This is a genomic window from Thalassococcus sp. S3, from assembly GCF_004216475.1.
Taxonomy (GTDB): domain Bacteria; phylum Pseudomonadota; class Alphaproteobacteria; order Rhodobacterales; family Rhodobacteraceae.
This window is the reverse complement of sequence record NZ_CP022303.1, coordinates 4526468-4539677: the sequence shown is the minus strand read 5'-3', so window position 1 is coordinate 4539677 and position 13210 is coordinate 4526468. Positions and strand designations below refer to the sequence as shown.

Below are 13210 nucleotides of genomic sequence, written 5' to 3'. Positions count from 1 at the left end.
GGGTCTTCAGGCGAAGTCAGATGGTCAATTGATAAACATGCGACAGCGCGACACTCCGCGCTGGACCATCCCAGGTTGGGGCCCCCGTCGAAAGCTCAACCACCTCTGCCCCCTGGATCTCTTTCAAAAGCGCATCTGCATCCGGGAGCTTGCGCCAAGGGAAGGTTTTGTCCCCGATATGCTCTGCATAGGCGACAAGCCCGGGGTCGAGCGCCTGAAGCAACACCATGCTTCCCGGCGCGGTGCGTGTGATCAGCGCGCGCAGCAGGCTGAGCATTCGGGTGGGGCCGGTAAATTCCAGAACCCCCTCGGCGATGAAGCAGGTGGGCTTTGCGCTTTCCCATCCCGCGGCCTCCAGCGCGGCGAGCAGATCGTCCGGCTTGGTCAGGCTGGCCGGCACCGGAACAGATGGTATGGGTGCGCCCGCCGTCAGCGCCGTATATCGCGCAAGGATTGGTGGCGTGTCGATGTTGAAGATCCTGCTTTTCTTGGGCAGCAGCGTCCGTTCCGCGCGACCGTCCAAGCCGCCGCCCAGCAACACGATAGATGGCGCATCGTGGCGCCTGGCCCATGCGGTAAGCGCAGTATCCGCCGCCTTGACCGACGCCAGATGCATGGCCGCGTAGATGCTGTTGTCCGCGCGATACCGTTCCGCCATCTCATCCGTGACAAGCTCTGCCACGACACGTCTGGCAACCGGATCCTCGAAATCGGCATTTGCGCGCCAAAAGGCCTGCAGAACCGCGCTTTCTTCAATGGGATTGAGAGGCGCCGGTGGCGAACCGCCGCCAGTGGATCTGTCTTCTTGCGTCATAAATGCAGATGCCTATGCTCAACCTATCGCAGAACCACGGAGCGTTCATTATGACGAACTCCATCCCCAGCGCCCTCCGGGAGTACGCCCGGGAACTTCTTGATATCACGGATCTTCCCGAGGATGCGATGTTTTTGGAACTCGGCGGGAATTCACTCAGCGCGGTGATGCTGGCCAACCGGCTGGAAGAGGATTTCGGAATTCGTGTCTGCACCGAGGATATTCTTGTCAGCACACTCCCGGAACTTGACGAGATCTGTAGCGGTCTTTCACCCGAAGGGTGATCCGGGGCACCATCCGGAAGGACCAACAAGACAATGAACGAAATAGGATGGTTGTGTGATTGATAAAGGTTTGCTTGAGCGGCTGGCTCCATATGCGCCGCCCTCACTGACGGAAGACCTGGCTTCGGTGCTGGACCGCGTTTCGGTTGTTCCCGGCGCGAAATGGCGACCGGACTGGTGCGATGTGGTTTTCTCGGATTTGCCAGATGCCCTGCGCGCTGAGGTCCTGGCCGCCGTGGATGCGGTGGCAGGCCCCGAAATCACGCGTGATCCCGCGCGCATCGCAGCTTTGCGGAAAGGATTTGAAGAGAGGGGCGTTGATGCGGTCATTGTTCCGCAACGCAATGCGCATGGCTCCCGTGATATGCCGTTTTATGCGCGTCGGCTTGAGTGGTTGACAGGCTTCAGCGGATCGGCGGGAACCGCGGTGATCGGCAAGGACGAGGCCTGGCTTTTCGTCGATGGCCGTTATGTCATCCAAGCCGATCAGGAACTGGATGGCACGCCGGTTACTCCACGCCACCATCTGAAACCACCGATTTGGGCGTTTCTGAAGGACGCCCTGCCGGAGGGATCGCGGATCGGATTTGATCCGAAGCTGCACAATCCATCCGAAATCGACACTGCGAAACGCAATAGTGGACACACACTGGTTTCACTTGATGAAAATCCCATTGATGCGCTTTGGTCGGGATCTGACCGCGCTGCGCGCCCCTTCGGCGCGGTGGTGCCCCACCCGATCCAGTATACCGGTCGTACCAGCGACGACAAACGTGCGGCACTGGGCGAGAGCCTGGCCGCTGCGGGCGTCGACAGCCTTGTGGTGACCGAACTCGAAGCCATCGCATGGACCTTCAACATCCGCGGCGGTGACACCGAAACGACCCCGGTGCCGGAGGCTTACGCGGTGTTTCACACCGATGGCCATGCCGATCTTTTCATTGAGCGTGGAAAGCTCTCGGGCGCGGTAGAACAGCAATTGGGCAACACCGTCACCATCCAGGACTATGATGATTTCGGCGACACGCTGGGCCAGCTTGCCCGGTCCGGGCGGGCCGTTGGATATGATCGAAACCGCGTCTCTGCCTGGGTTACGGATCTTCTGGGCAGTGATGGCTCCATGCCGGTGCATCTGGACGACCCGATCCTTCAGATGCGGGAGGTCAAGACCGAGGCTGAACGCGATGGCTTTCGTGAGGCGCTTGCCCGTGATGGTGCGGCGGTGGTTAAATTCTTGCACTGGCTGTCAGCGCTCAATCCCGATGCGCTGCCCGACGAACACACGCTGGCCGAGCGGATCACGGCCTTTCGAGCCGAGGATCCCACCTTTCGCGGTGTCAGCTTTCCCCCGATCGTCGGCTCAGGGCCGAATGCGGCCATCATTCACTACAGTCCGCCGAAAACAGGAAGCCGGCGCCTGGCCATGGGCGAGCCCGTTCTGATCGACAGCGGCGGCCAATATCTGTCCGGAACCACGGATATCACGCGCACCATTGCCGTGGGTCCGCCGCCGGCGGATGCCGTTCGGCTGTCGACCGCTGTTTTGCGCGGGCATATTGCCCTGGCAACGGCGCGCTTTCCCGAAGGAACGACCGGCGCCCAGCTCGATGGCATCGCACGCGCACCGGTCTGGGCAGAAGGCGTCCAGTTCGATCACGGCACCGGCCACGGGATCGGCAGTTTTCTGGCGGTGCATGAAGGCCGGGTTGTGATCGCACAATCCGGGTCGCGTCCCGTTCAGGCTGGCAATGTCCTCTCGAACGAACCGGGTGCCTATCTGCGCGATGCGTTTGGTATCCGGCATGAGAACACCATGATCGCGCATGCCGACAAAGACGGGCTGGACGACGTGCCTTTCCTTGGGTTCGAGACAGTAACAGCGGCACCATTCGACACCGCTTTGATCGACGCGGCGCTTCTCAACGTGCAGGAACGCGACTGGCTGAACAATTATCATCAATATGTCGTCAAGACGGTCGAACCCTATCTGGAGGGCACTGCGATGGATTGGCTGCTTGCCGCAACTCAACCGATTTGATCCGAAAGGACCATGAGCGTGAACGTCAGTACCGCAGAGTTCGAAACGATCTTCCCGACTTTTCTGATGCGTCACGACGATGACGAGGCCACCGCGTTGAACGCGGAACTGGAGCGTCTGATCCTCGACGAGGCCGGGGCCGTCGAAGACCCCGGCATCTTTACGAATGTGGGTGGTTGGCATTCCCCGAAGACGTATCAGAGCAGTGAGCAGGAGGCTGTGCGCACGCTGATGCAGCGCTTTCTGGATCTTGCGGACGAAGTGATGCGCCGGGCCGGATCAACCGATCACCCGGGGTTCGAGATCGAAGCCTGGGCCAACGTGAACGGCGAGATGCATTATAACGAGATGCATTGTCACCGGGGATGTATCTGGTCGGGCGTCTACTATGTGGCGGTGCCGGACCATTGCACTGACGAGCCCCTGAAAGGTGCGATCGAGTTTCTGGATCCGCGCCCTGCCGCCATTCTGGTAGGCCTACCCGGCGCCGCGTTCGAGGTTCGAAAGTACATCGCACCCCGCCCAGGGAGGATGCTGTTGTTCCCAAGCTGGCTCCAGCACATGGTGCACCCGTTCCGTGACCCTGGCCGGCGCATTTCGGTAGCCTGCAACCTCATGTTCTCAGACAGCTAAGGTCGCGCACAAGCGTGGACGGCAACAGCTTTCTGGCGTGACGAGCGCCTGAGGCTGTCGGAGGACGCATGATCCTTCTGCCGCTCCACATAACTTTGCCCCTGGCCTGTGAAAGAGGCGCGCAGGTCGATTGGGAGCGGTCGCAGAGGTTTGTGACGCTTCCGGCGGCGTTTTCGCCAGTCATCAGACTACAAACCTCAAGGTCTTCGTAGATCTCCGTTGCCTCCACAGGAGGTTTCAACGCACTACCGCCAACGCTCTCGCTTTCATGGGAGTTGGCATCTTCAAAGACTTCGCGTGAAACAGACCGCGGCGCCTTTTGTATCACCATCTGCATCAGACGTTGCCGAAATGAGAATCCACGGATGACGCGTCTGATGTCACTGAGGGTATTGATTGTCACTGAGAACTGACCCGGTTTTTTCGCCGAGATTTGACCCAACTTTGCTTATGCGTTGTGGTTTATGACGCGGTCAATGTTGTGGCCTCCTTTTCTGTTTTCTTTGCAGCCTTGGCACTGGCTTTGAAGCGGTAGCTGTCGTTTCCGGTTTCCAGGATGTGGCAGCGATGTGTGAGCCGGTCGAGCAGCGCGGTGGTCATCTTGGCGTCCATTGCCCGGCAGGCGATTTGCGAAGCAAATCTGCCGAGAGGGGCCAAAGACCTGTGCCCATTCTGAGAAGCTGAGGTTGGTGGTGATGATCACGCTGGTGCGTTCATAGAGCTTGCTGAGCAGATGGAAGAGGAGCGCTCCGCCGGACGCACTGAACGGCAGGTAACCGAGCTCGTCTATTACCCGGCAGGCGATTGCGCAGCAATCTGCCGGGAGGGCAGGATGACCAAGTCAGCCTTGGTGAGCATCTCAGCCATCTTCCCGGCTTTGCCGAGTGCTTTCTCCTGTTCCAGTGCATTGACGAGTTCCACGGTTGAGAAGAAGCGGACCTTGCGCCTGTGATGTTCGATCGGCTGCACGCCAATTGCTGTAGCGGTATGGCTTTTGCCTGTTCCGGGGCCGCCGATTAGCACGACGTTCTCGGCCGCTTCTCCTCTCATCGTTTGCTGTGCAAACGACTGCCGGGCAATGGATGAACTCGCATCGATGCAGCTGCCGCACTGTCGCCTCGTTGATCTCACCGGATGCAAAATCAAAGCCGGTGAGGTCTTTATATGCGGGGAAGCGCGCCACCTTGGTGTGGTAGGCAATGGACCGCACCTCGCGTTCCGCGATTTCAGCCTTGAGCAATTGCGACAGCATTGGCGTTGCGGCTTCAAACGCTGGCGCCCCCTGGGCGACCGGATCATCGACCGCATTTGCCATGCCGTAGAGCTTGAGGCTGTGCAGCATGATGACGATGGAGGCTCCGGCTGGGTCATGACGCCCCCGTTTCACGATGCGCGCGCCTTTGGCGCGACGCGCTTCTCCCCAGTCCGTCTCAGGCCGTCATAGCGATTGACGTTTGCTTCTGGCGTCGTTTGCAATACCAGCGCCTTTGGTGGATCGACCTCGGGGTGCTCTGTCGGTTTGCGGTCGATCAATCGGTGCAACAGGTTCAGGATATGCGTTTTGGTGGGAACGCCTGCTTCGAGGGCCAGTTCCACTGCCCGCAAAACATCCTCTTCATTGTGCTGAAGAACCAATGACAGGATGTCGACCATCTCTCGGTCGCCGCCGTCCTTGCACAGCATGTGATCCTGCAATTGACGGAAGGCTACAGGCATCTCTGTGAACGGCGCACCGTTGCGAAGCGCGCCCGGTTTGCGTTGGATGACAGCCAGATAGTGACGCCAGTCATAGATGACCTTGCCGGGCTTGCGATGTGACCGCTCAATGATCCGTGCGTGCTCACAAACTGTTTGCCCTTCGGCCACGACCACCAAACGCTCAGGGTAGACATGCAGGCTGACCCGACGGTTCGCAAAGCTGGCAGGCACGCTATAGCGATTGCGTTCGAAGGTGATCAGGCATGTCGGGGACACCCGTTTGCTATGCTCTGTGAAGCCGTCAAAGGCAGGCGGCAGCGCCATCAGCATCGGCTTCTCAGCCTCCCATGCGTCAGCGATGGAACCAGGCAAGACCTTGTGCGGTGTCTCATCCCAAAGCGCGATGTCGTGCTGGAAGCGCGCCTTTGGCGTGACGATCCTCAAACCACTGGTTCAGCTCAGCCAGGTCCTTGAAGACCGGCATGACCTGCCGCATGCGGTTGCGCGCATCCTGCACATTCTTCTCAACCTGACCTTTCTCCCAACCCGCAGCTGGATTGCAAAACTCAGGCTCAAACACGTAGTGGCTGGACATGGCTTTGAAGCGTGCATTGATATCGCGCTGTTTGCCTTTGCCAACACGGTCCACGACCGTCTTCATATTGTCGTAGATCCCACGACCCGGCACCCCGCCAAAGACGCGGAAGGCATGCCAATGGGCGTCGAACAGCATCTCGTGCGTTTGCAGCGGATACGCCCGGACCAGGAATGCTCGGCTGTGCGACAGCTTGATATGGGCGACCTGCAGCTTGACCCGCTCGCCTGCGATATTGGCCCAATCCTCACTCCAATCGAACTGGAACGCCTCTCCAGGTTGAAACACCAAAGGCACGTAGGTGCCGCACCCCGTCGTCTGCTCAGCACGGTGCCGGTCCGCACGCCATGCACGGGCAAAAGCCGCAACCCGTTCGTAAGAGCCATCATATCCCAGCTTCACAAGATCCGCGTGCATCTGCTTCACCGTCCGCCGTTCTTTGCGAGACTTGCGTGTCTGGGCCAAAAGCCACGCTGACAACCGGTCAGCATATGGATCCAATTTGCTCGGCCTCGGAGGCGTCTTGAACTTGGGTTCTATAGCACCTTCGCGCAGGTACTTCTTGATGGTGTTGCGAGACAAGCCCGTGCGCCGGGCAATCTCACGAATTGGCACCTTCTCACGTCATGCCCACCGTCGAATAACACTCAAAAATCCCATGTCGATCACTCAAAATCTCCCCAACGAATGCGTTGGCGCAGTGTGTTCTCATGGGTCAAGTCTCAGTGACAATCAAGCGGGGCAAAGGGTCAGTTCTCAGTGACAATCAACACTCCGCGGTGAAGGCGCCCTTTGGGTCGGCGAAAAGCAGATCATCCCGCGCGGGCAGCATCTCGGACAGGCGGAAGGCGGGCACGGATTTGGAGAGCTTTGTGAGCGCATCGACAGCCAACGGGTTTTGGAAATCAATATAAACAGGTTTCGGCTCCCCCGGGATCACGGCAAAGGCGAAGCGTGGCAGGCCCGCCTTCTCGCGCCAGTGGCAAAGTGCGGCAAAACAGTCCGGCATCTCCGCCGGGCGCTCGATCTTGGGCATGCTGGCAGTTTCGATCCGCCACTGCCGACGCCGGAATATCACTCTTCCGACGCGAAGCCGTTCGCCCCTTGAGCCGCCCGCAAGATCACCCGCAAGCGCGAAGATCGCCTTGTGAAGATGCCCCGCCATGGCAGTCAGAAGCGGTACGCGAATGTTGCGGTCTGGGACCACAAGCTCGACACAGGTTCTTGTTTGGACAACCCGACACTCCGCGGCCCGGATCACCTTCTCCGCGGCAAGGCTTGAGGTCTGGCCGGGCAGGGTTATCTCCATCAGCTGCGGGGCGTCCGGCAGGTTCACGTTGGAGCGTTGATAGCTCTCTGGCGGGTCGCACATGACCGGTGTAGGGCCATGCGAAAACCGACCCAACTCCGCTTCAGTCGGTAAGTTCGGAGGGCGGAAGGGCGCGGTGACTGGATGCCCGACCATGAAGATACCGGGATGGGTTTCTCCGATAACGGCCAAGAAGTCTCCGGCCGCCACGGCACGCGCATCCCTGGCCATCAGCATGATGTCGGGGGAATGCACATATCGCCAAGGCAGCTCCTTTATCACGCGCGTCGGGGTAGCGAGTTGATCAAAAAACGCCCGAAGCCTCGTTGAGGTGAAGGAGAGCTCCTGCCCTTCTGGCCTGGCTTTTGCGAAATGCCTGGCGGTGCCCCAGAGCCGCTGCAGCTCTTTGCGTTCGGTTTCCACTACTGACGACAGAAGATCACCAGCCTCGGACAATGCGCGCAGCATGGCAAGAAAGCTTGTCTCACCGCCGGTCGCCGCGCTGGCCAGGACACGGGCGTAGGCATCGTCAAGTGCCGTGGCGACCCGGTCGACAAGCCGGGTATAGCCCGAAAGAAGTGGCGCGAGATCGCGTGTGATTTCCCGCATCGTCGTCTGCGAGAGCGTCAGATCGACCTTGCGGCGCGCGTCTTGGTAGGTGGGAAAGCGCCCGACATACATCTCGCCCGCGCGCCGGTCCAGCGTGACGCCCCAGTTCGCGGCGGTCTCTGCGAGATGACTTAACTGATCGGCACGCGCGGCGCCGGTCCGTTCCTCTGCGCTGGCAACGATATCCTGCAGGTCCGCCAGCCGGGTCGACCAATCGTTCAGACTGTGAGCGGCAACGTAATCTGCAAGCCAGTGCAAGGGATACTTGATCACCGTTGGAACGCGGATCCCGGTTTCGATCACGCGCTTCTGGCGCATCTTCGCCAGAAAGCCAGCGGGCGGTGGGTTGCCCCATCGCGCAGGCGACGCGCCGTCCTGACGCTCCGCGATCTCGCGGATTTGTTCCAGTTGCTTCGGCGTCAGAGCTATGTGCCGATCCACCGGCACGATCAAACCGTCCGCTGTCATCGCCACACCGCTGTTTATCCGAACGGGCAAGGCCGCCTGCACCGATGGGTCTGAGTAGATTTGATCGGCGATCCGTTGCACGAACCAATGCTCGACAAAGATGCGCCGGCCAGCATCGGGCATAGCGTCCGCGACGTCGAAACGATCGGCGTCGTCATCTGCTGCGATCCGGCCCCAGCTCATCGGGCCAAAGAACGAACACGTATCGTTCTTGACGCAAAGCTGTTGCATATACATCCAGTACAGCCGCAGTCGCTGTCGGTTGCGACTGTTGATCTTGCCGGGATCGCTCTCTGCCAAACGTCGTATCCGGTCAAGCGCATCCGGGTTCGAGAGCCCGATGGCCTCCGCCACAAGCGGATCGCGCGAGAAGGCCACGAAGTCAGAGATCCGGTCAATCCGATCCTGAGTGAACCATGCCCGCAACGCGTCTTCATCCCGATGGTCAACCGGACAGGCGCAGGTTTCCAGCCAGGCCAGCGGAAATCCCGCCGACCGCATCCAGAACGCGCTGGATGCGGTCCAGCCACGCGCCACGTCAGGTTGGAGATTGGCGTGCTTCATCGCTTGTCAGTCACCCCGTCCAACAGCGCGGATCTTGGCGAACTTCGCGTAAGACCCGATATTGCTGCGGATAAATTCAGGGCTGGCCGTCCCAGCTGCGAGCCGCTGTGCAGCGTCGAAATCCGCAGGGGACACCCGCGCGAAACGGTGCTTTTGTTCCGGGTCGGGCAGGTAGGCCGCGAAATGGTATGTCTTTTTCGGCAGTTCCGGTATCGGCGCGGTCGTGGCGCCCTTGACCAAAAAGAGCGGGGCGATGTCGTGGCCCGTTTCCACCACGCGCGCGCGACCCGTCCAAACGGGCATTCGACTTGCATCCAGCATCGCCAAAAGCGCGTTCCGATCCGGGATCGGTGTTGACCAGACCGAAGGAGAAAGGTCGGTCGCATCGAGCAGGACCTGCACCGAGGCGGCTTCCAGCTTGGCAACGGAGGTCAGTGGCGCGATGGTTTTTCCCAAATGACTAACGGGCAGCCAGTCAAGGATCTTGGCGCACAGGCCGTAGACATAAGGCCCGTCATCAAGCCACCCGGTATCGTCGTAATAGGCCTCTGCCACGTCCCGGATCTCTCGGCCGTGGGCCAGAAGCACCCGGTGGGTGAGCGGTGCGCCCAGCTCCACCGCGTTGACGAAGGCACTTACGACCCGAAAACGGTAGGAGGTTACAAACCACGCCGCGTCCTTGAAATGGGTTTGATAGTAACGGGCGATATCGACCTCATCGCCGGCAAAGCCGGTTTCGGCCAGGTTCGCGCCAAGCTTGCCATCCTTAACGGTGGCTTGCAGCGCCGGTTCCTTCAGGATGCGGCGCCAGACGTCCCAGGTGGTTTGTGCGGCGAGGCTCATGCGACAACGGTCTCCCTGAGCTTTTTGCGTTTGCTGTAACGGCTTTCCGGGCCATAGGTATTGTCCCAGATCGACATCGCGATCTCGAGGTCGCGCTTAATTAAGTCCTTGTCGCCATCCTCGCCCATGACGCGCGTGTCAGGGTGATGCGCCTGGCCCTGGTATTCGAGGAAAACACCACCCGGGCGGCTTCGCGCCAGCACGTATTCAAGCATCTGCCAAACTTCGTCCGGAACCGGGCTGTCGTGCCAATCGTGATAGACGCCTTCGCGCCAGCTTCCGCCCGCGACATGCATGCTGACAATGCGGTCAAGCGGGATCGTATCCAGATAGCCCTGGACCGAGAAACCTTCGAGATTGATTGAGTTGGCGTAGATGTTGTGGAGATCGACGTGGAGATAGGTGCCTGATTTCTCGACAAGCCGTGCCAAAAACTCCGCCTCTTCCATCTCGCCGCCGGGGCAGGGCAGGTAATAGGCGGCATTCTCATGCGCAAGCGGCATGCCATAAAGCTCTTGCAGGCGTGCCGCGCGGTCGGCCAGACGGTCAAGCTCGGCATGACTGAACTGCACCGGGCTGCTCCAGATATCGAGCCAGCTGTCATCGCCGTAAAACATATGGTTCACGACCCAGGGTGAGTTCAGTTTTTTGGCGAGAGGTACATGACGGCGCACGGCCGGAGTGTCCTCCAATGGCCCGAAGCCAAAGTCGCAGCCATAGTTCGAATGCGCCACCAGCGGAGATTTCTTGGCAAGCTCCTGCAGACGCTCCGCGAAACCGGGGAGCATCAGATACGGACCATCCAGCACGCCCATGAAGGAATCGACCAATACTTCGAAGGCGTCTACCTGGCACTCTTCGAATGGAAACCAGTCGAGGATCTCGGGATTGTACTGGATGCCGATGCCCAGCGGCTCCACGATCGGCTCGGGCTGCCGGCCTGCCGCTGTCGGGCTCATGTCGAGGTCGAGTGTCATGCGGTCGCGCTCCGATCTGCTTCGATCAAGGTGTCGGTCACGGTTGCCAGGTCGCTGTCGCTCGTTTGCCAATTGCTGAAGGCAAGGCGGTAGCAGAAGTGGCCATTGTAGGTCGTTGGCGTTATGAACAGCCGCCTGCTGCCATTGATGCGTTTCAGAAGGGCGCGGTTCTGCGCATCCGCTTCGGCCTCGGCATAACGCCCACGGAAGCAGATGATGTTGAGCTGGGTCTCGGCCAGGTGCTCGAAATCGGACGTGGCGTCCACCCATTCGGAAAGACGGTGCGCGAAGCGGCAGTTTTCCTCAAAGATCCGTTGGAAGCCTTCACGTCCATAGGCTTGAAAGCTCATGTAAAGTGGCAGAGCCCGATAGCGCCTTGATTGTTCGACCGCGCGGTTCATGAAGGCCGGTAATTTGCCTTCCTTTGGCACATAGGGCGCGTCGGCGGAGAATGACCTCTCTTGCATATCCATGTGTCTGGAGAATGCCAGCCTGCAATCATACGGCAGGTTGAGCCATTTGTGACGGTCGACGGACAGGCTGTCGGCCCGCTACATCCCATCGGCCAGTGCTACATAGTCTGGCATGCAGCGGGCAAAGGCTCCGAACGCGCCGTCGATATGAAGCCACGCGCCGTGCCGCTCCGCGAGGTCCGCCACGATGTTAAGCGCATCGAAATCGCCCGTGTTCACGTTGCCCGCGCTTGCGACCACGATTTTCTGGCCGTCCGGGTGGCATTCGAGCGCCGCCGCCAGAGCATCCGTGTCGATAGTCTCGCGACCAGGCAAGCTCGGCACTTCGCAAAGCGTCCGCGGTCCTAGGCCTAGCGTGCTCAGTGCCTTGTGGATACTTGTATGGGGCGTTCCGGCAAAGACCGTGATCTTTGGCCCGCCAGCGATTCCGTCTTCTGCGATGTCATAACCCGATCGCTGTCCGTACCCTTGCCGGGCGCCGACAAGGCACGCCATGTTCGCAGCCGAAGTGTCAGTGATCAGAACCCCCGACAAAACCTCCCTCGGCAGGTTCAGGAGGTCGAGCATCTGCGCCAGTAACAGCTCTTCGATGTAGGCCGCGATCGAGTGTCGCTCTGTCGCCACATTCTGGTCGAGATACGGCACAAGGACATCTGAGGTCAGCGCCGCCGGTGTCACTTCGCCGGTGAAAAACCAAAGTAGCGTGGACCGGACGAACGACTGTGCTGGCTGCCGTGGTCGCGCCAATATGCCTCAAGTGCTGCGAGTTCTCCGACACCGGTGTCGGCCAGGGCAGGGAAGCTTGCCGGTCACGCATGGGTGATGTCCACGACGGTGCCATCCACGTTGCCGCGCAGAAAACTCCGGCCAATCTCCAGGGCGCGCCGCTCTGCATCAATGGATTTGTCTGCGAACACGTGGTCATACCCCTCCCGTCAAGTTTTGGACCGGCAGATCGCCTTGGTGCTTGAAACGCTCAAGCGAAGACGCGGCTCTCGACCACCTCGATATCATCGAGGTCGAAATCCTCGAACGCGTCGTCCTCGTCCGGCTGAGGGGCAAAGATATGCGTCAGCGCCGTATCGATAGCATTCACGATGCTGTCCACGTTCTCGCGCGTGCAGACGAGGGCCGGGCTCAGCAGCAACGTGTTGTTAAATCCGGCCATGCTGCGGTTCGACGCACCGATCAGCACGCCCTGTTCACGGCACGATCCCGGTACAGAATTGCTCTTCTTCCCGTCACGTTTCTGCTGCGAAATCTGGCGCACCATCTTGTAGACTTTTTCATTCGCTTCCGAGCCGGACGTTGTGAAGTAAAGCCGCGAAAGACCTGGCATTTTCTCCAAAAGCCGCTTTGCGAATTTTTCTCCCGGCTCCGACCCCGCAGCCCCGGAATAGAAATTGAGCGTGGCAAGTTGTTCGCGCACAGCGTCGGCAATCGACGTTCGGCCCTAGCCGACATTCACGGTTCACATCCCGCCTGCGACAGCATCGATATATTCACGCCCGTCGGCATCCCAGACATGAAGCCCCTCGCCACGGACAAAGACCGGCGTGTCGGCGGTCTCGAATACGCTGTGCTGTGTGAGATGATGCCAGACATGCTGGCGGTCAGAAGCGATAATATCGTTGGCGAGGTTCGATCCGGAATCCATTTGATACTCCCAAATTCACGTTCGCGGTGTCCTGAAATCTGCATGGGTCAAACAGGTTGGCATGCGGAGTCTCGCTTGCCGGACAAACAATCATCGATTGAAGTCGATAAGAAATATCATGCCACGCGATTATTCGCCATTTGCAATCTTTGAATACGCTAAATCTTACTTAATTGATGTTAGATTTAATCTTGGTAGGAAGGCAAGTTTCCACATAGTCTTTTGCGGTTTCTCTTTAGAAACGGAAT

The 13210-nt window shown here is 59.5% G+C and carries 9 protein-coding genes and 3 pseudogenes; 3 read left to right on the top strand and 9 right to left on the bottom strand.

Annotated elements, in window-relative coordinates; all coding sequences use genetic code 11:
- Positions 1 to 16 precede the first annotated feature (16 nt).
- A complete protein-coding gene (locus CFI11_RS22230) occupies positions 17 to 814 on the bottom strand; it encodes a class I SAM-dependent methyltransferase (protein ID WP_130409667.1) in 798 nt (265 codons plus the stop codon).
- A gap of 50 nt (positions 815 to 864) precedes the next feature.
- Here CFI11_RS22230 and CFI11_RS22225 point away from each other — a divergent pair, with 50 nt between their 5' ends.
- Genes CFI11_RS22225 through CFI11_RS22215 form a run of 3 tightly spaced genes read left to right on the top strand, consistent with a single transcriptional unit; the run spans position 865 to position 3769 of the window.
- On the top strand, positions 865 to 1098 hold the full coding sequence (locus CFI11_RS22225; RefSeq protein WP_130409666.1) for a phosphopantetheine-binding protein: 234 nt from the start codon (positions 865 to 867) through the stop codon (positions 1096 to 1098).
- A 55-nt stretch (positions 1099 to 1153) separates the two neighbouring features.
- The gene (locus CFI11_RS22220) at positions 1154 to 3136 is read left to right on the top strand and encodes an aminopeptidase P family protein (protein ID WP_130409665.1); all 1983 of its coding nucleotides are present in this window, start codon (positions 1154 to 1156) and stop codon (positions 3134 to 3136) included.
- Between the two features lie 18 nt (positions 3137 to 3154).
- Positions 3155 to 3769, top strand: a complete 615-nt coding sequence (locus CFI11_RS22215) for a TIGR02466 family protein (RefSeq protein ID WP_217358735.1) — start codon at positions 3155 to 3157, stop codon at positions 3767 to 3769.
- Between the two features lie 462 nt (positions 3770 to 4231).
- Here the strand turns inward: CFI11_RS22215 and istB are convergent.
- The 8 genes and pseudogenes from istB to CFI11_RS25050 form a co-directional block, all read right to left on the bottom strand.
- A pseudogene (istB, locus tag CFI11_RS22210) lies at positions 4232 to 5111 on the bottom strand (IS21-like element helper ATPase IstB).
- A gap of 41 nt (positions 5112 to 5152) precedes the next feature.
- Positions 5153 to 6677: pseudogene (istA, locus tag CFI11_RS22205) on the bottom strand (IS21 family transposase).
- A gap of 151 nt (positions 6678 to 6828) precedes the next feature.
- Complete coding sequence (locus CFI11_RS22200) at positions 6829 to 9012, bottom strand: lantibiotic dehydratase (protein WP_130409663.1); 2184 nt, start codon at positions 9010 to 9012, stop codon at positions 6829 to 6831.
- A gap of 6 nt (positions 9013 to 9018) precedes the next feature.
- The gene (locus tag CFI11_RS22195; protein WP_130409662.1) at positions 9019 to 9855 is read right to left on the bottom strand and encodes a hypothetical protein; all 837 of its coding nucleotides are present in this window, start codon (positions 9853 to 9855) and stop codon (positions 9019 to 9021) included.
- A complete protein-coding gene (locus CFI11_RS22190; protein WP_217358734.1) occupies positions 9852 to 10832 on the bottom strand; it encodes a DUF692 family multinuclear iron-containing protein in 981 nt (326 codons plus the stop codon). Before CFI11_RS22190 ends, CFI11_RS22195 begins: the two co-directional genes overlap by 4 nt.
- Positions 10829 to 11983: pseudogene (locus CFI11_RS24735) on the bottom strand (aspartate aminotransferase family protein). Before CFI11_RS24735 ends, CFI11_RS22190 begins: the two are co-directional and overlap by 4 nt.
- Positions 11984 to 12281: 298 nt before the next feature.
- The gene (locus tag CFI11_RS25055; RefSeq protein WP_371687456.1) at positions 12282 to 12734 is read right to left on the bottom strand and encodes a TglA family RiPP precursor; all 453 of its coding nucleotides are present in this window, start codon (positions 12732 to 12734) and stop codon (positions 12282 to 12284) included.
- 42 nt (positions 12735 to 12776) lie between these two features.
- Positions 12777 to 12962, bottom strand: coding sequence for a hypothetical protein (locus CFI11_RS25050; RefSeq protein WP_371687455.1), 186 nt, complete (start codon positions 12960 to 12962; stop codon positions 12777 to 12779).
- Between the last annotated feature and the right edge of the window lie 248 nt (positions 12963 to 13210).

Coding starts and splice junctions, on each gene's coding strand:
- CFI11_RS22200 (WP_130409663.1), bottom strand. CDS start 9,012: ATGAAGCACGCCAATCTCCAACCTGACGTGGCGCGTGGCTGGACCGCA.
- CFI11_RS22195 (WP_130409662.1), bottom strand. CDS start 9,855: ATGAGCCTCGCCGCACAAACCACCTGGGACGTCTGGCGCCGCATCCTG.
- CFI11_RS25050 (WP_371687455.1), bottom strand. CDS start 12,962: ATGGATTCCGGATCGAACCTCGCCAACGATATTATCGCTTCTGACCGC.
- CFI11_RS22190 (WP_217358734.1), bottom strand. CDS start 10,832: ATGACACTCGACCTCGACATGAGCCCGACAGCGGCAGGCCGGCAGCCC.
- CFI11_RS22230 (WP_130409667.1), bottom strand. CDS start 814: ATGACGCAAGAAGACAGATCCACTGGCGGCGGTTCGCCACCGGCGCCT.
- CFI11_RS22225 (WP_130409666.1), top strand. CDS start 865: ATGACGAACTCCATCCCCAGCGCCCTCCGGGAGTACGCCCGGGAACTT.